The organism is Streptococcus mitis, assembly GCF_946190285.1.
In the GTDB taxonomy this organism is placed as follows: Bacteria; Bacillota; Bacilli; order Lactobacillales; family Streptococcaceae; genus Streptococcus; species Streptococcus mitis_CP.
In genome coordinates, this window is sequence record NZ_CAMHZX010000006.1 from 12388 (window position 1) to 28801 (window position 16414).

The following is a 16414-nucleotide window of genomic DNA, read 5'->3' on the forward strand; positions in this document are numbered from 1 at the left end:
TTTCTATTCTTCTAGCTATCAAAGTCACTGAGATACTCATAGCGTTCGTATTTTTCAAGGAGTGCTTCGTTTTTCTCATCTAGTTCTTTTTGAAGAGTAGCCAGTTTGCCAAAGTCAGAACCATTGGCCTGCATTTCCTCTTCAATAGCAGAGATACGATTTTCCAAGGCTTCAATATCACCTTCAATGCTTGCCCACTCCTGCTTTTCTTGGTAGGTCATGCGTTTCTTGTCTTCTCTGACCTTGACCACTTTTTCCTTTTCGGCCTTTTGCACTTGATTGGCCATCTCTGTTTCAAAGGCTTTTTCATCAAGATAGTCGGTGTAATGGCCAAAGAAAGGACGAATCTTGCCATCCTCAAAAGCGAGAATCTTAGTCGCCACCTTATCCAAGAAATAGCGGTCGTGACTAACAGTCAAAACTGGACCAGCAAAGCCTTGCAAGAAATTCTCCAAAACTGTCAAGGTCGCAATATCTAGGTCATTTGTCGGTTCGTCCAAAAGAAGAACATTTGGTTTTTCCAAGAGCAGTTTGAGGAGATAAAGACGTTTCTTCTCTCCCCCAGACAATTTCTCAATCAAGGTTCCATGTGTCGAACGTGGGAAAAGAAACTGCTCCAGCAGCTCTGCAATCGAAGTACTAGAACCACCGCTGATCTTGACTTCTTCTGCCACTTCCTGCAGGTAATTGATCACTCGCTTACTTTCATCCAAGCCCTCAATTTGCTGAGAGAAATAGGCGATGCGAACAGTTTCCCCTATCACAACTTGACCTGCTGTCGGCTCAAGACTTCCTGCAATCAAGTTAAGGAGAGTTGATTTCCCAACACCGTTATCCCCAACAATTCCAATACGATCTTTAGCCTGCACCAAGAGATTAAAATCTTGCAAAATAGGCTTGTTTTCATAGGCAAAGGAAACATCCTGAAACTCGATGACTTTCTTCCCAATCCGACTAGTCTCAAAATTCATGGTTAAGTCTGTCTCAGCAACTCCACCTGAAACTTCTTTCTTCAAGTCGTGGAAACGATTGATACGAGCCTGCTGCTTGGTCGCACGCGCCTGCGGTTGTCTGCGCATCCAGGCCAATTCTTGCTTATAAAGTTGTTCCTTTTTGTGGAGAAGAGCTGCATCGCGCTCATCCTGTTCCGCCTTAAGGCGAACATAGTCCTGATAATTTCCCTGGTACTCGGTCAAGCCTGCTCGGTCCAACTCGAAAATCCGTGTTGACAAAGCGTCTAAGAAATAACGGTCGTGGGTAATAAAAAGGACGGTCTTCTTAGAATTTTTCAAAAAGAGGGTCAGCCACTCAATAGTCGCAATGTCCAGATGGTTGGTCGGCTCATCCAAAAGCAAAAGGTCGTGATTGCCAAGTAAGACTTGCGCCAACTGAACCCGTCTTCTCAGGCCACCTGACAATTCCCCAACAGGAGTAGATAAATCCTGAATCCCCAGCTTGCTAAGGACCGTCTTTACCTGACTCTCAATTTCCCAAGCTTGGAGAGAGTCCATTTCTGCCATGACCCGTTCCAAACGCGCCTGTTTGTCCTCACTATAGTTGAGCATGATCAATTCATACTCACGAATGAGCTGGATTTCCTTGAGGTCGCTGGAGAGAACCGTATCCAAGACCGTCTTGCTATCATCAAAATCAGGATCTTGGGTCAAGTAACCAATCTGGTAATCATTCTTAGCTGAAAAGGGACTAACATCTCCATCAAATCCAGAAACACCAGAAAGGACGTCCAAAAGGGTGGTCTTGCCCGTTCCATTGACACCAATCAGACCAATTCTATCTAGGTCATGGATAATAAAGGAAATATCCTTAAAAACGATCTTGTCACCAACGGATTTACTTAGTTTTTCAACGATAAAATCACTCATTTTTTCTCCCTTAGATAAGCATGGATGGCTTGACGGTCATTTTCCAATTCTCCATCGACAATGGCATATTCAATCTCTGTTAAAATCTCTCCCAAATCTGGACCTGGTTGATAGCCATATTCCTTAATCAAAATGCCACCATTAATCTGAATTTCTTTCTTGTCATGAATGGTCAGACTCTGGTAGGTTTCTGTGATGGCTTGTGGGTTGACTGGTTTCCCTTGAGCATGACGAAGATTTTCAGCCTGTAAAAGTAAATCTAAATCAAAGCGATAACAATCGCGCTTGCTCAATTCTCCCTTTTCACGCAAGGCCAAAATAGTCAGTAAATCCTGTACCTGCTTGGCAAATTGACGTGAGGTCTTCCAAGCCTTCAAAAATGGCTGCGCATTTTCAATCTCCAAAGCCCACAGTAGAGCCGCCCAGGCTTGCTCTGAAGATTCAAAGGTGAAATCAGTCTCCAAATCAAACAGTCTATTAAGCTTGTCATGGCTAGCTGCCATATCAGGGAGATAGTCATAAGCTTGACTCTCAATCATGGAAGCCAAGCCCCTTCTCCAAAATGGAGCCAGCAAGAGTTTATCAAACTCAACGAAGGTACGCTCCACAGAAATTTTCTCCAAAAGTGGCGTCAAAGTCTTCATAGCTTTAAATGTTTCTGACTCAAGCTCAAAGCCAAGACTAGCCTGAAAACGAAAACCACGCATAATCCGCAAAGCGTCTTCGTTGAAACGCTCACTAGCCACGCCAACCGCCCGCAAAACTTGATTTTCTAAATCTTCTAAACCATGGAACAAGTCAATGATTTCTCCTGTCTCGTCCAAAGCAAAGGCATTGACTGTAAAATCACGGCGCTTGAGGTCTTCTTCTAGCGAGCGCACAAAGGAGACCGCACTGGGTCTGCGATAGTCCACATAGACATCTTCTGTCCGAAAAGTAGTCACCTCATACTCCTCATCCCCATCTAAAACTAAGACGGTTCCATGCTCGATTCCGATATCGGCTGTTCGCGGAAAAATCTGCTTGGTTTCTTCTGGATAAGAAGACGTCGCAATATCCACATCATGAATGGGACGATTGAGGAGGGCATCTCGAACAGAGCCCCCAACAAAATAGGCTTCAAAACCTGCTTCTTTAATTTTTTCTAATACTGGTAAAGCCTTCTGAAATTCAGAAGGCATTTGCGTTAATCTCATAATAAGTGTTCTAATCCATAGACAAGCTCATGACGCTTGACAACTTCTTTAATTCCCAAATTGACCCCTGTCATGAAGGAGCTGCGATCATAGGAGTCATGACGGAGGGTCAATCCTTCTCCCTGACTGCCAAAGATGACTTCCTGATGGGCTACCAAGCCTGGCAAACGAACTGAGTGAATCCGCATGCCATCAAAGTCAGCACCACGGGCACCTGCAATCAATTCTTCTTCATCAGGCGCACCTTGCTGGATAGACTCTCGAACTTCTGCCATTAACTCAGCTGTTTTAATAGCTGTTCCACTCGGAGCATCCTTTTTCTTATCATGATGGAGCTCGATAATCTCCACATTTGGGAAATATTTGGCAGCTTGCGTCGCAAATTGCATGAGCAAGACAGCACCCAAGGCAAAGTTAGGAGCGATCAAGCCACCCAAATCTTGGGAACGAGAAAATGCTTTTAGCTCTGCAATTTCTTCACTTGTGAAACCAGTCGTTCCAACTACTGGAGCAAAGCCATTTTCAAGAGCAAAACGTGTATTTTCGTAGGCAACAGTTGGAGTAGTAAAATCTACCCAGACATCTGCTTCAAAACCAACCAAATCAGCCTTATCCTTGAAAACAGGAATACCCTGCCATTCTGATTCAGACTCAAAGGGATCCAAAACTGCTACCAAGTCCAAGTCTGGATCAGCCAAGACCATCTGACAAGCAGCCTGGCCCATCTTTCCCTTAAAACCAGCAATAATTACTCGAATACTCATCTTTACTCCTATTTAAGATACAGAGGACGTTAGCTACCCATGAAAAATAGGGAATGGCGCTGACTTTCCACGAAAGGCAAGACAGGCATCTTTTTTCAAGAGGCAGGTAGTCCGTGTTCAATTATCAAGATACAAAGGACCTTAGCTGCCCATGAAAAATAGGGAATGGCGCTGACTTTCCATGAAAGGCAAGACAGGCATCTTTTTTCAAGAGGCAGGTAGTCCGTGTTCAATTGCTATTTCTTAACTAGCCTGGAAGCGCCAACTAAATCACTGGAATATAACCCAGAGCAATGCTTCCTGCTCCTAGGTGTGTCCCAATGACACTACCAAATGTAGCAAGTGAAATATCCGTACCCACTTCAGAATCTAGCAAGTGCTGACGCAATTCTTCAGCCTTTTCAGGAGCATTCCCGTGAATGACAATGATACGGTATTGGCCTGAAGCTGTTGCTTCCTTGATAATCTCAATTAAACGCTTGGTTGCTTTCTTTTCAGTACGAACTTTTTCGTACACTTCAATCACACCTTGGTCATTAAAATAAAGAATCGGCTTAATGCTTAGCAGATTGCCCAAAATCGCAGCTCCATTTGAAAGGCGTCCACCTTTAACCAAGTGGTCCAAGTCATCCACCATGATGAAAGCAGATGTGTGACTAATTTGAATAGCTAGCTTATCCTGAATAATGGCAAAGTCATCGCCCTGGTCTCGCCAGTTAAAAACACTTTCAACCATGATACCCAAAGGAGCACTTGTAATCAAAGTGTCTGGGAAGGCAATGGTTAAGCCCTCATAGTCATCGACCATGTACTGGATATTTTGGTAAAAACCTGAAATTCCAGAAGATAGGAAAAGCCCCAAAGCATGTGTATAACCTTGTTCTTTGAGCGAAGTTAGAATCTCATCTAACTTGGCAATACTTGGTTGACTGGTCTTAGGCAATTCAGAAGCCTGAGCCATTTTTTGGTAAAATTCCTCAGCAGTCAGATTGATACCTTCGACATACTCCTCACCATCAATATTGACAGGAATATCCAAGACAAATAAATCTTCTCTTTGCAAGGTATCTGCACTGAGATAGGCAGAGGAATCTGTGATAACAGCTAATTTCATATTAGAACTCCAAATTGATTCCTGGTAAGTCTAATGCAATTTCAGTTACTTCGTAAGTCAAACGGTTGAGCATATTCAAACATGGACGAGCCAAAGTTTCCACTTCTTCTTGGCTCAATTCGCTTGGTTCATTGACAATACGGCCATCAATATGATTTACCTGTGAAATGGTTCCACTGATGACAAACTTATCAAATACAATCATAAATGTCAAGATGACAATCAAGGAAGTCACTTGATTTTCTTGATCATGTTGGAGCAATTGGAAGTTCACATCCACCTTAGTTTCAGGAGCTCCATTTTCATTTTCCCATTCAAAATTACGCGCATCAAAATGATACTGACTAACAAATTCTTGTTCACGTTTAAGATTCATGTCTTTCTCCCTTGGCTACAATATTATAAGCTATTGTACCATAATTTTTTATTTTCATCTAGTTTTCTAGGATTTAGTCAATCCCGATTTCAGCTCGAACTACGTCTGCGATGGTATCAACATAGTAGTCCACTTCTTCTGTTGTAGGCGCTTCTGCCATAACACGCAAAAGAGGCTCTGTTCCACTTGGGCGTACTAGGATACGGCCATTCCCTGCCATTTCTTCTTCCATCTTCTCGATGATATCCTTGATAGCTGGCACTTCCATAGCCTTTTCCTTCATGGCATTTTCCACTCGGATATTGACTAATTTTTGTGGATAGATGGTTACTTCTGCTGCCAACTCTGACAAGCTCTTACCAGTTTCCTTCATGATTTTTGTCAATTGGACAGCTGATAATTGACCGTCACCTGTTGTATTGTAGTCCATCAAGATGACGTGACCAGACTGTTCACCACCGAGGTTGTAGCCTAATTTTCTCATTTCTTCAACAACGTAGCGGTCGCCAACTGCAGTGACTGCCTTGTTAATACCTTCACGGTCCAAGGCCTTGTGGAAACCAAGATTGGACATAACAGTTGTCACAATTGTATTTTGGGCCAATTGTCCTTTTTCAGAAAGGTATTTCCCGATGATGTACATGATTTTGTCACCATCAACGATCTCACCATTTTCATCAACAGCAATCAAGCGGTCACTGTCTCCGTCAAAGGCCAAACCAATAGCTGAGCCGCTTTCTTTAACCACTTCTTGAAGGGCTTCTGGGTGGGTTGAACCAACATTAAGGTTGATGTTAAGACCGTCTGGCGTTTCTCCTATAACAGTTAATTGAGAGCCAAGATCTGCAAAGATTTGACGGGCACTTGTAGAAGCTGCACCATTGGCTGTATCCAAGGCAACCTTCATTCCATCAAGAGGAGTTCCAGTTGAAACAAGGTAGCCTTCATACTTACGCAAGCCTTCTGGATAATCTACCAAGGTTCCCAATCCTTCTGCACTTGGACGAGGAAGAGTATCTTCTGCAGCATCTAGCAAGGCTTCAATTTCTGCTTCTTTTTCATCGTCCAGTTTGAAGCCATCACCACCAAAGAACTTAATTCCATTATCAAGGGCTGGGTTGTGGCTAGCAGAAATCATGACACCGGCACTTGCTCCTTCAGTTTTTACCAAGTAAGCTACTGCTGGTGTTGCCAGAACACCTAGTTTGTATACGTGAATACCAACTGAAAGAAGACCAGCTACCAAGGCTGATTCTAGCATTTCTCCTGAAATACGTGTGTCACGTCCTACAAAAACTTTCGGTGCTTCCGTTTCATGTTGGCTAAGAACATAGCCTCCAAAACGTCCTAGCTTAAAGGCCAATTCTGGCGTTAATTCTACGTTAGCTTCTCCACGGACTCCATCAGTCCCAAAATATTTACCCATTTTTATAAAATCCTTTTCCTATTTTTTAATTCGTTTTTGAACTAGTTGCTTTCGTTGACGAAGATGTCTCCGACGAACTGCTTGTTGTTGAATTTGATGTACTTGAACTTGGTGCTACTGGTTTTGTAGTCACCTTCATTGTTGTGTCGAACGGAGTAATAACTGCCGGTAAGACAACACCATTGCGGTCGATTGCCTGCAAAGGTACTGAACCACTGTAATTACCTGTTATGCGTTCGCTGGTTGGTAAAAGCGCAATAATCCGATCGATTTTAGCTAGTGTTTCTTGGTCAGTTGTGACAGAAACTCGTTCGTTTGACACAGTTACACTATCAATTTGTAGCTTGGGATCAATCTGGCTTTGGTCAACTTGTGGCACAACAATCATCCCATCTCGCTTAACCTTCTTCCCAACTTTCACTGTGATCTTTTGAGGCGTTGCTACAGCGGTCAATCCACTTGGAAGATTTTCAATGTTCAAGGGAACTTCAATTGTTCCAACACTGGCATCCGTCAAATCAGCAGTTACCTTAAACTTACGAGTGCTCTCCTGCATTTCGCTAGCCAAGGTCACACGATTGGCTCCGGTTAATATCACTGAAACTTCTGATGCAAATCCACTAATGAAATACTGGTCAGCATCATAGTGAATATCGATAGGAACGTTCGTTATCGTATTGGTGTAGGTTTCTGATTTGACCTGCCTTGCGGTATTGCTATTTTGAAAGTTGGTTGACGTTGCATAGATAAATAAGACACAAGCAAAAAAGAGAGATGAAATGATATATAGACTATTTTTTCTCATATTTCCAACCTCCTAGCAAACGGTCCTTGAAACTGACTTTTTCCTCAACAGCTGGCAAAAGAATTGCTCGTAGCTCTGCTTCAAATTCTTCAATCGTCAAGTCATGCTTGAAAACACCGTTATAGGTAATAGAAATGCCACCTGTTTCCTCTGAGACGATAAAGGTCAAGGCATCGGACACTTCTGATAAACCGATAGCCGCCCGGTGTCTGGTCCCAAATTCCTTGGAAATCCCTGTGCTTTCTGTCAAGGGCAGATAGGCAGAGGTTACTGCTATTCGATTTTCTCTGATAATCACAGCACCATCGTGTAGAGGGGTGTTGGGAATAAAAATATTGATGAGGAGTTCTGCCGAAATTTTGGCATCCAAGGGAATTCCTGTCGCGATGTATTCTTGTAAGGTCCGAACTCGTTGAATGGCAACCAGAGCACCAATCTTACGGGGACTCATATATTCAACCGACTTGACAAAGGCACGAATCATTTGCTCCTCTGCACTAATTTGAGCAGTAGAAAAGAAATCTGTCGCCCTTCCCAAGCGTTCCAAACCAGTCCGAATCTCTGGAGAGAAGATAACAACCGCAGCAATAACCCCATAGGTGATAATCTGATTAATCAACCAAGAAATCGTTGTTAAACCAAGGATATTAGCCACAACCTGGGCTAATACAAAGATCACGACCCCCCGCACCAAAATCATAATCTTGGTGCCAGCTATCGCTTTTGTAAAACGATATAAAATATAGGCCACAATCAAAATATCAAACACATTGATGGCAATACTCCAAGGACTAGAAAACAAGCTAGTCCAATATTGCAGGTTGGATAATTGTTGAAAGTTCATCTGCTGTCTCCTCTCTGTCCAAACACGTTCCTTTCTATTATACCATTTTTCTGGCATTTTTTTCCCTATCCTACTTCATTTTAAATTAAAGAAAAAATATGATAAAATAAACTGACTAGAAAAAACAAAGGAGAAACCATGTCTCAACTCTATGATATTACCATTGTAGGTGGTGGTCCTGTCGGTCTTTTTGCGGCCTTCTATGCCCACCTACGCCAAGCCAAGGTCCAAATCATCGACTCCCTTCCACAACTAGGTGGACAACCTGCTATTCTCTATCCTGAAAAGGATATTTTAGACGTCCCAGGTTTCCCAAACCTGACTGGAGAAGAATTGACCAACCGCTTGATTGAACAGCTAAATGGCTTTGATACCCCTATTCTTCTCAACGAAACGGTTCTTGAGATTGAAAAACAAGAAGAAGGCTTTGTAATTACAACTTCTAAAGGAAGTCACCAGTCTAAAACTGTTATCATCGCTATGGGTGGCGGTGCCTTCAAACCACGTCCTCTGGAACTAGAAGGCGTTGAAGGCTATGAAAATATCCACTACCACGTTTCCAACATCCAGCAATACGCTGGTAAGAAAGTGACGATTCTTGGTGGAGGAGACTCGGCTGTGGATTGGGCCTTAGCTTTTGAAAAAATTGCACCAACTACCCTTGTCCACCGCAGAGATAATTTCCGCGCCTTGGAGCACAGTGTTCAAGCCTTACAAGAATCATCTGTATCTATCAAGACACCATTCGTCCCTAGCCAACTCCTTGGAGATGGACAAACGCTCGATAAACTTGAAATCACAAAAGTCAAATCTGATGAAGCAGAAACGATTGACTTAGACCACCTCTTTGTTAACTATGGTTTCAAATCTTCTGTCGGTAACCTTAAAAACTGGGGTCTGGACCTCAACCGCCACAAGATTATCGTCAACAGCAAACAGGAATCTAGCCAAGCTGGAATTTACGCTATCGGTGACTGTTGCTACTATGAAGGTAAGATTGACCTGATTGCGACAGGTCTTGGTGAAGCACCAACTGCCGTCAATAATGCTATCAACTACATCGACCCAGAACAAAAAGTACAACCAAAACACTCTACTAGTTTATAGAAAAAGAACCACGAGTCACATAGGATTCGTGGTTTTATAGTTCATCGGCTAATTTGTTAGCTCATATTTCCCCCTTCTTTAACAAAAATAAAAATGCCTATCAAACTGATAAAACATGTGATATAATAGGGACGGCACTAACAATACGCCTTGGAAAAGGAGGTATTACAGATGCTAGAACTTCTCAAAATAGTACTTATCGCAGTCATCGAGAGTATCATCTCATGGCTGGTGACTCGTTGGTTAGACGATCACTTCGACAAGTAACCTTCCTGGTTAGTGCTATCTAACCTAGAAAAAAATCCCCTCAGTATTGCAGTACCGAGGGGATTTCTGTTAGCACTAAAATGCTAGAACTTCTCAATTCCCCTTTATTATCTCACATACTCTATTTAATTGTCAAGAAAGAGGTGTTTTATATCTTTATAACTCATCGGCTATCTTATTGATTTTTCTGAGTCTGTGGTTGACACCACTTTTGGTCAGAGGGGTGCTGAGGCTATCTGCTAACTGCTGGATAGAGTAATCTGGGTGCTGAATCCGCAGCTGCGCCACCTCCTGCAAATCCACTGGCAGATTTTCTAAGCCCATAATATCTTTGATTTTACTGATATTGTTGATGGTCTTCATGCTAGCAGAAACTGTCCGAGCGATATTAGCTGTCTCGGCATTGTTGGCCCGATTGAGGTCATTGCGAGTTTCCCGCAAAATCTTAACTCGCTCAAAATCATCACGCGCCTGCATGGCTCCGATTACTATCAAAAAGTCCATAATGTCTTCGGCACGCTGGAGGTAGGTTACAGCCCCCTTCTTGCGCTCAAGCACCTTGGCATCCAGCAAAAACTGCTGGAGAAGAGAAGCAATCCCTTGCGCGTGGTCCAGATAAACAGAACTGATTTCCAACTGGTACTTACCTGATTCAGGGTCACGAATGCTTCCATTTGCCAAGAATGCGCCACAGAGATAGGCACGGCCTGCTTCCTCGTCTGATAAAATTTCCTCATCAATACCTGTTTCCAGGCCAAAGAAGGAGTCCGCCAAGTGCAAATCACTCAGCAAGTCCTGCACCTTTTCATCCGTAAAAACGGTATAAACTCGATTCTTGCGAAGATTGCTCCTCTGGTGGTGGCGAATTTCTGATTTAATTTCATAGAAATGGAGAAAGGACTCATAGAGGTGACGAGCCAGCTTGGCATTTTCTGTCACAACTGACAAGGTCAGGCCCGAAGTCGAGAGACCGATGCTGCCAGACATCTTGATAATGGCAGATAATTCATGCCGGCTCAGATGGTGTTGGCCTAGGATTTCTTCTTTTACTGCTACCGTGAAACTCATTTTCTCACCTGTATAATCCGCATCAACTCGTCCACAATCAAATCCCCATCGTGGAAGGCACCTCCATTTTCCAGACGAAGGAAGTTGGATGAAATCACGCGCGGAACTTGCTTACAAAGACCTGCAAAATCATGTTCCACCTGGACCAGGTATTCATCAAAGCGATTGGAATTCATGTATTCCTGAGGCACTTTTTCGATATTCACCAAGACGGTATCGATAAAAGGTCGACCAAGGTGACGATGCAAGACTTCCACATGGTCGCTATCTGTAAAGTGTTCCGTCTCCCCACGTTGGGTCATGATATTGCAGACATAAGCGATTTCTGCCTTGGTTTCCAAAAGCGCCTGCCCGATTTCCTTAATCACGATATTGGGCAAAATAGAGGTAAAGAGGGAGCCAGGCCCTAGGACAATCATGTCACTTTCAAGAATAGTCTGCACCACTCGACGGCTAGCCAGAGGCGTATCATCGTTAAGGGTATTGGTCACATAGACGTGGTCAATCATGCCTGGATGGTCTGCAATATGACTCTCTCCAGCTACTTCTGTTCCATCCTGGAAAACTGCGTGCAGGGTCAAAGGATGGTCACTGGAAGGATAAATCTTCCCTGTTGTATGGAAAAATTTGCTCAGCAACTGCATGGCATTATAGGTCGAACCCTGCATTTCTGACAAGCCAGCTATAATGAGATTGCCCAATGGATGACCAGCAAAGGCTCCAGCATCCTCAGAAAAGCGATACTGAAAGACCTTCTCATAAAACTTAGGCATATCCGACATGGCCACAAGGACATTGCGAAGATCACCTGGCGGTGTCAATTGCTGCATATTTTTTCGGAGTTCACCTGATGAACCACCATCATCCGCCACCGTTACGATAGCAGCGATTTCCACATCTTTTTCACGCAGACTTTTTAGAATGACAGGGATCCCAGTCCCTCCACCAATCACCGTTATCTTTGGTTTTCTCATGAACGGTTTACCGTTTCCTTTCTTCGGTCTTTGTCGCGATGCCCTTCATTAACAGGCCAAGTCTTGGATAAGTCCTGCGCCAAGCGTTTAGCAAAGGCCACACTACGGTGTTGACCACCCGTACAACCTATGGCAATGGTCAAAACGGACTTCCCTTCCTTTTGGTAACTTGGCAAAATCGGTTCAATCAAGGTCAACAAATGTTGATAAAAGTCTTCTGACTCAGGATGATTCATGACATAGTCATAAACTGGTTCATCCACACCCGTTTGGTTTCGTAGTTCTGGTTGGTAGTAGGGATTTGGTAAAAAACGGACATCAAAGACCAAGTCCGCATCAATTGGGATTCCATATTTAAAGCCAAAAGACATGACTTCGATACGGAAAGACTGGGCTTGTTCCTGATCCGCAAACTGCTCTGCAATGGTCTTACGCAGCTCACGAGGTGTGAGTTCTGTCGTATCCACCACATTTTGACTCATGTTTTTCAGCGGTGCCAAGAGTTCACGCTCCAGCTTGATCCCATCTAAAATTCGACCATCTGCTGCTAGTGGGTGACTCCGTCTGGTTTCCTTATAACGAGCGACCAATTCCTTATCAGCTGCGTCCAAGAAGAGGATTTTAAAGTCCAATTCTTCCTTGTTTTCCAACTCATCCAAAACAGTTTGAATTTCTGAAAAGAAAGAACGGCTACGCATATCCACCACTAAAGCCAACTTATGATCGTCTTCCTTTGTTTCCACCAACTGCAAAAACTTAGGCAAGAGAGCTGGTGGCATATTATCAATAGTAAAATAACCTAGATCCTCGAAGGACTGAATGGCCACAGTTTTCCCTGCACCACTCATCCCTGTCACAATCACCAAGTGAAGTTGTTTCTTTGTCATCTTTTTCTCCTTATATCAAAAGAAGTTTGGCCGAACCAAACTTCAACTAGCTTATCCAATCTCTGCGATGACTTCGATTTCGACTTTTACATCACGAGGAAGACGAGCTACCTCCACAGCTGAACGAGCTGGAAATTCCTCTTTAAAGGCCGTTTGGTAAACCTCGTTAAAAGGAACAAAGTCGTTCATATCGCTCAAGAAGCAAGTTGTTTTGACAACATGGTCAAAATCTGTTCCTGCTTCTGCCAAAATAGCACCAATATTTTTCAAGACTTGTTCTGTCTGTTCTTGGATGGTTTCTCCAACGATTTCCCCAGTTTCAGGAGAGAGAGGAACTTGACCGCTAGCAAATAAAAGATTGCCAACGATTTTACCTTGAACATATGGTCCGATAGCCTTTGGAGCTTTATCTGTATGAATTGTTTTTGCCATTTTCTTTACCTCACAATTTCTCTAAGATTGCATCCCAAGCTTGGTCCATCCCTGCCTTGCTGACAGATGAAAAGAGGATGAAATCATCACTTGGGTCAAAATTTAATTTCTTCTTGATTGCTGATTCGTGCTTGTTCCATTTACCACGAGGAATCTTGTCCGCCTTAGTCGCAACGATAATAACCGGAATCTCATAATACTTGAGAAATTCGTACATCTGCACATCATCTGCTGACGGATCATGACGAAGGTCAACTAGACTGACTACCGCACGGAGATTTTCCCTAGTTGTCAGATACTCCTCAATCATGCGCCCCCACTTTTCACGCTCTTTTTTGGAAACGCGGGCATAGCCATAACCAGGCACATCCACAAAGCGCATCTTGTCATCAATATTAAAGAAGTTGAGAAGCTGGGTTTTACCAGGTTTCCCTGAAGTTCTCGCTAGATTCTTGCGGTTCAGCATGGTGTTGATGAAGCTGGACTTACCAACATTTGAACGCCCTGCTAGGGCAACCTCCGGCAGGTCATCCTGCGGATAGTGGGATTTATTAGCCGCACTGAGCAAGATTTCAGCATTGTGTGTATTAAGTTCCATAGTCACCTCTAGGCTGTTTCTAGGATTGGTTTATCCGTTCCATCGACAGCTTCTTTTGTGATGCGGACCAATTTCACATTTTCCTGACTCGGTACTTCAAACATAACATCTAGCATGGTTTCTTCGATGATGGAGCGAAGACCACGCGCCCCTGTCTTCCGTTCGATGGCTTTATTGGCAATCTCTTGAAGGGCTTCATCATCAAATTCCAACTCGACATCATCATAAGAAAGTAAGGTTTGGTATTGTTTCACCAAGGCATTTCTTGGCTCTTTCAAGATACGAACCAAGTCATCAACAGTCAATTGCTCAAGAGCAGCAAAGACAGGCAATCGTCCAATTAACTCAGGGATAATACCAAATTTTTGAATATCTTCAGCGATGATTTCTTGCATGTATGAGCTGTTTTCATCAATCGCCTTGTTATTTTGACCAAAGCCAATAACTTTCTCACCCAGACGTTGTTTGACGATTTCTTCAATGCCATCAAAGGCACCACCCACGATGAAGAGGATATTTTTAGTATCCACTTGAATCATTTCTTGTTGTGGATGTTTACGTCCACCTTGAGGCGGTACGCTAGCTACAGTTCCCTCGATAATTTTGAGAAGGGCTTGTTGCACCCCTTCACCAGAAACGTCACGTGTGATAGATACATTTTCGCTCTTCTTGGCAATCTTGTCAATTTCATCCACGTAGATAATCCCACGCTCGGCACGTTCGATGTTAAAGTCAGCAGCCTGCAAGAGTTTGAGGAGGATATTTTCTACATCCTCACCCACATAACCAGCCTCAGTAAGAGCTGTCGCATCCGCAATAGCAAAAGGCACATTCAAGCTCTTAGCCAAGGTCTGAGCAAGGAAAGTTTTCCCTGAACCAGTTGGGCCAATCATCAAGATGTTTGACTTCTGCAAATCCACATCTTCTGACTCTTCGCGTGTATCGTGGAAATTGATGCGTTTGTAGTGGTTGTATACTGCTACTGCCAAGGCACGTTTGGCACGATCTTGACCGATTACATAGTGGTTCAAGATATGGAGGAGTTCGATTGGTTTTGGAACTTCTGACAAGTCTGCCAAGACTTCCTCAGCCAACTCCTCCCGAATGATTTCCTGGGCCAACTCCACACATTCATTACAGATAAAGGCGTTGTTACCTGCGATTATTTTTTGTACTTCTTCTTGGCTTTTGCCACAAAATGAGCAATAAACCATCATATCATTATTCCTATTTGTAGGCATGATTTCCTTCCGTTCTATTCTTTTTATACTGTCATTCTATCTAAAATAAGGTCATGTAAAAAGCATGGATACTATTGACCAAATTGGTAAAGGCATTTAACCAGAGCAGGACAGAAAGTCCATAGCGCTTTTTACGAAAAGCCTGTGCTCCTGCAAGTAAGCAGACCAAACACAGCATGGCTGTGAAAAAACCAAATATACTACGTTCCATTAGACTTCCTTTCTCTTGCGGTAGTGGATGGTAAAATCATAAGGATTTTTCTCATCTTTGCTATAGGATTTGCTTGAAACTGTCTCAAAAAGAGACAGATCAAACTCTTCAGGGAAATAGGTATCTCCCTCCACCCGAGCATGAATTTTAGTCACAATCACTTCGTCAAGGTAGGGTTCAAAAGCCTGAAAAATTTGCTTCCCACCGAGAATATAAAGATTCTTTTCTTGAGCCTGATACCAGTCCAAGACAGACTGGACATCATGAAAGACAGTAACTCCATCTATCGTTTCTTCCGGGTTACGTGTCAAAATCAAGGTCTCCCGTTTTGGAAGCAAGCGACGTCCCATCCCATCAAAAGTCACACGCCCCATCAAGATGGCATGATTCAGAGTTGTTTCTTTAAAGTGTTGCAATTCTGCTGGCAAATACCAAGGCAGACGATTGTCCTTCCCAATCACACCCTCTTCATCCTGGGCCCAAATAGCTACGATTTTCTTAGTCATGCTTCCATCCTTTTCACTGATAGTACTATTTTATCAAAAAACTCGAAAAAAGACTGGTTTGGAATAGCTTATAAGATAGAAAAAATCTGTAAGAAATTTCCTACAGATTTATATATATTACTATTATTTCTTACAAACCAGGTGCTTGTCCAAGTTCTGCGGCAAGCATCCAGATTGTTTTATCAGTTTCAGTTTTAGCATCTGCAAAGATACCGTTTGTCACATCGTCACCTTCTTCATCAGTAACATCCAAACCTTTTTGGAAGAGTTCTGACAAGTAACGGTAGATAGCAAGGACACGTTCCAAGCTTTCTTCAACATTACGGTATTCACCAGCTTCTTCTTCGATTTCACTGTTTTGAAGGAATTCTGTCAATGTAGAGAATGGGCTACCACCAAGTGTAATCAAGCGTTCGCTGATTTCATCCAATTGACCATCAAGAGCTTCCATGTACTCATCCATTTTTGGATGCCATACAAGAAAACCACGACCACGCATGTACCAGTGTACTTGGTGCAAAGCCACATGGGCCACATACAAATCAGCAACAGCTTGGTTCAATACTTCCTTTGTTTTTGCCAATGCTACTGGCGCCGCTTTTGTCAATGATGTTACGTCTTTTACTGCTTCTTTTTTCAATTCTACCATTTTATTTTACCTCATTCATTATTATTTGTAACCACTTCTTAACGATTACTATCTTAGTATACTACT

The 16414-nt window shown here is 43.0% G+C and carries 18 protein-coding genes; 1 reads left to right on the forward strand and 17 read right to left on the reverse strand.

Annotation, left to right across the window (positions count from 1 at the left end; translation table 11 throughout):
• Positions 1-11: 11 nt before the first annotated feature.
• From N8L39_RS07690 to cdaA, 8 genes are all read right to left on the reverse strand, one after another.
• On the reverse strand, positions 12-1883 hold the full coding sequence (locus tag N8L39_RS07690; RefSeq protein WP_261010655.1) for an ABC-F family ATP-binding cassette domain-containing protein: 1872 nt from the start codon (positions 1881-1883) through the stop codon (positions 12-14).
• A complete protein-coding gene (locus N8L39_RS07695) occupies positions 1880-3079 on the reverse strand; it encodes a CCA tRNA nucleotidyltransferase (RefSeq protein WP_306800156.1) in 1200 nt (399 codons plus the stop codon). Before N8L39_RS07695 ends, N8L39_RS07690 begins: the two co-directional genes overlap by 4 nt.
• A complete protein-coding gene (dapB, locus tag N8L39_RS07700; protein WP_261010653.1) occupies positions 3076-3843 on the reverse strand; it encodes a 4-hydroxy-tetrahydrodipicolinate reductase in 768 nt (255 codons plus the stop codon). The genes N8L39_RS07695 and dapB overlap by 4 nt, the downstream gene beginning before the upstream one ends.
• Positions 3844-4108: 265 nt before the next feature.
• Complete coding sequence (locus N8L39_RS07705; RefSeq protein WP_000762173.1) at positions 4109-4957, reverse strand: DegV family protein; 849 nt, start codon at positions 4955-4957, stop codon at positions 4109-4111.
• Position 4958: 1 nt separating this feature from the next.
• Entirely contained in the window at positions 4959-5333 is a 375-nt protein-coding gene (locus N8L39_RS07710; RefSeq protein WP_001050087.1) for a DUF1149 family protein, read from the reverse strand.
• A 73-nt stretch (positions 5334-5406) separates the two neighbouring features.
• Positions 5407-6759, reverse strand: a complete 1353-nt coding sequence (gene glmM / locus N8L39_RS07715) for a phosphoglucosamine mutase (RefSeq protein ID WP_261010652.1) — start codon at positions 6757-6759, stop codon at positions 5407-5409.
• A gap of 25 nt (positions 6760-6784) precedes the next feature.
• Complete coding sequence (locus N8L39_RS07720; RefSeq protein WP_261010651.1) at positions 6785-7564, reverse strand: CdaR family protein; 780 nt, start codon at positions 7562-7564, stop codon at positions 6785-6787.
• Positions 7551-8408, reverse strand: a complete 858-nt coding sequence (cdaA, locus tag N8L39_RS07725) for a diadenylate cyclase CdaA (protein ID WP_024057224.1) — start codon at positions 8406-8408, stop codon at positions 7551-7553. Before cdaA ends, N8L39_RS07720 begins: the two co-directional genes overlap by 14 nt.
• A 138-nt stretch (positions 8409-8546) precedes the next feature.
• On the opposite strand from cdaA, the gene N8L39_RS07730 reads away from it, so the two are divergent.
• Positions 8547-9515 (forward strand): NAD(P)/FAD-dependent oxidoreductase, encoded by a 969-nt coding sequence (locus N8L39_RS07730; RefSeq protein WP_261010650.1) that lies wholly within the window; start codon positions 8547-8549, stop codon positions 9513-9515.
• A gap of 423 nt (positions 9516-9938) precedes the next feature.
• Here the strand turns inward: N8L39_RS07730 and whiA are convergent, their stop codons facing one another.
• From whiA to N8L39_RS07775, 9 genes are all read right to left on the reverse strand, one after another.
• Positions 9939-10850: a DNA-binding protein WhiA gene (whiA, locus tag N8L39_RS07735; RefSeq protein ID WP_004262315.1), complete on the reverse strand. Its 912-nt coding sequence runs from the start codon at positions 10848-10850 to the stop codon at positions 9939-9941.
• A complete protein-coding gene (locus N8L39_RS07740; protein WP_001231075.1) occupies positions 10847-11824 on the reverse strand; it encodes a YvcK family protein in 978 nt (325 codons plus the stop codon). The genes whiA and N8L39_RS07740 overlap by 4 nt, the downstream gene beginning before the upstream one ends.
• On the reverse strand, positions 11821-12711 hold the full coding sequence (rapZ, locus tag N8L39_RS07745; RefSeq protein ID WP_261010649.1) for an RNase adapter RapZ: 891 nt from the start codon (positions 12709-12711) through the stop codon (positions 11821-11823). The genes N8L39_RS07740 and rapZ overlap by 4 nt, the downstream gene beginning before the upstream one ends.
• A 51-nt stretch (positions 12712-12762) precedes the next feature.
• Positions 12763-13143: a RidA family protein gene (locus N8L39_RS07750; protein ID WP_001140420.1), complete on the reverse strand. Its 381-nt coding sequence runs from the start codon at positions 13141-13143 to the stop codon at positions 12763-12765.
• Between the two features lie 10 nt (positions 13144-13153).
• On the reverse strand, positions 13154-13741 hold the full coding sequence (yihA, locus tag N8L39_RS07755) for a ribosome biogenesis GTP-binding protein YihA/YsxC (RefSeq protein WP_261010648.1): 588 nt from the start codon (positions 13739-13741) through the stop codon (positions 13154-13156).
• 8 nt (positions 13742-13749) lie between these two features.
• Entirely contained in the window at positions 13750-14982 is a 1233-nt protein-coding gene (clpX, locus tag N8L39_RS07760; protein ID WP_012972566.1) for an ATP-dependent Clp protease ATP-binding subunit ClpX, read from the reverse strand.
• A gap of 40 nt (positions 14983-15022) precedes the next feature.
• The gene (locus tag N8L39_RS07765) at positions 15023-15193 is read right to left on the reverse strand and encodes a hypothetical protein (RefSeq protein ID WP_000442260.1); all 171 of its coding nucleotides are present in this window, start codon (positions 15191-15193) and stop codon (positions 15023-15025) included.
• Positions 15193-15699: a dihydrofolate reductase gene (locus N8L39_RS07770; protein WP_261010647.1), complete on the reverse strand. Its 507-nt coding sequence runs from the start codon at positions 15697-15699 to the stop codon at positions 15193-15195. The genes N8L39_RS07765 and N8L39_RS07770 overlap by 1 nt, the downstream gene beginning before the upstream one ends.
• A gap of 130 nt (positions 15700-15829) precedes the next feature.
• Positions 15830-16348 (reverse strand): Dps family protein, encoded by a 519-nt coding sequence (locus tag N8L39_RS07775; protein ID WP_000229881.1) that lies wholly within the window; start codon positions 16346-16348, stop codon positions 15830-15832.
• Between the last annotated feature and the right edge of the window lie 66 nt (positions 16349-16414).

Coding starts and splice junctions, on each gene's coding strand:
- N8L39_RS07690 (WP_261010655.1), bottom strand. CDS start 1,883: ATGAGTGATTTTATCGTTGAAAAACTAAGTAAATCCGTTGGTGACAAG.
- N8L39_RS07695 (WP_306800156.1), bottom strand. CDS start 3,079: ATGAGATTAACGCAAATGCCTTCTGAATTTCAGAAGGCTTTACCAGTA.
- dapB (WP_261010653.1), bottom strand. CDS start 3,843: ATGAGTATTCGAGTAATTATTGCTGGTTTTAAGGGAAAGATGGGCCAG.
- N8L39_RS07705 (WP_000762173.1), bottom strand. CDS start 4,957: ATGAAATTAGCTGTTATCACAGATTCCTCTGCCTATCTCAGTGCAGAT.
- N8L39_RS07710 (WP_001050087.1), bottom strand. CDS start 5,333: ATGAATCTTAAACGTGAACAAGAATTTGTTAGTCAGTATCATTTTGAT.
- glmM (WP_261010652.1), bottom strand. CDS start 6,759: ATGGGTAAATATTTTGGGACTGATGGAGTCCGTGGAGAAGCTAACGTA.
- N8L39_RS07720 (WP_261010651.1), bottom strand. CDS start 7,564: ATGAGAAAAAATAGTCTATATATCATTTCATCTCTCTTTTTTGCTTGT.
- cdaA (WP_024057224.1), bottom strand. CDS start 8,408: ATGAACTTTCAACAATTATCCAACCTGCAATATTGGACTAGCTTGTTT.
- N8L39_RS07730 (WP_261010650.1), top strand. CDS start 8,547: ATGTCTCAACTCTATGATATTACCATTGTAGGTGGTGGTCCTGTCGGT.
- whiA (WP_004262315.1), bottom strand. CDS start 10,850: ATGAGTTTCACGGTAGCAGTAAAAGAAGAAATCCTAGGCCAACACCAT.
- N8L39_RS07740 (WP_001231075.1), bottom strand. CDS start 11,824: ATGAGAAAACCAAAGATAACGGTGATTGGTGGAGGGACTGGGATCCCT.
- rapZ (WP_261010649.1), bottom strand. CDS start 12,711: ATGACAAAGAAACAACTTCACTTGGTGATTGTGACAGGGATGAGTGGT.
- N8L39_RS07750 (WP_001140420.1), bottom strand. CDS start 13,143: ATGGCAAAAACAATTCATACAGATAAAGCTCCAAAGGCTATCGGACCA.
- yihA (WP_261010648.1), bottom strand. CDS start 13,741: ATGGAACTTAATACACACAATGCTGAAATCTTGCTCAGTGCGGCTAAT.
- clpX (WP_012972566.1), bottom strand. CDS start 14,982: ATGCCTACAAATAGGAATAATGATATGATGGTTTATTGCTCATTTTGT.
- N8L39_RS07765 (WP_000442260.1), bottom strand. CDS start 15,193: ATGGAACGTAGTATATTTGGTTTTTTCACAGCCATGCTGTGTTTGGTC.
- N8L39_RS07770 (WP_261010647.1), bottom strand. CDS start 15,699: ATGACTAAGAAAATCGTAGCTATTTGGGCCCAGGATGAAGAGGGTGTG.
- N8L39_RS07775 (WP_000229881.1), bottom strand. CDS start 16,348: ATGGTAGAATTGAAAAAAGAAGCAGTAAAAGACGTAACATCATTGACA.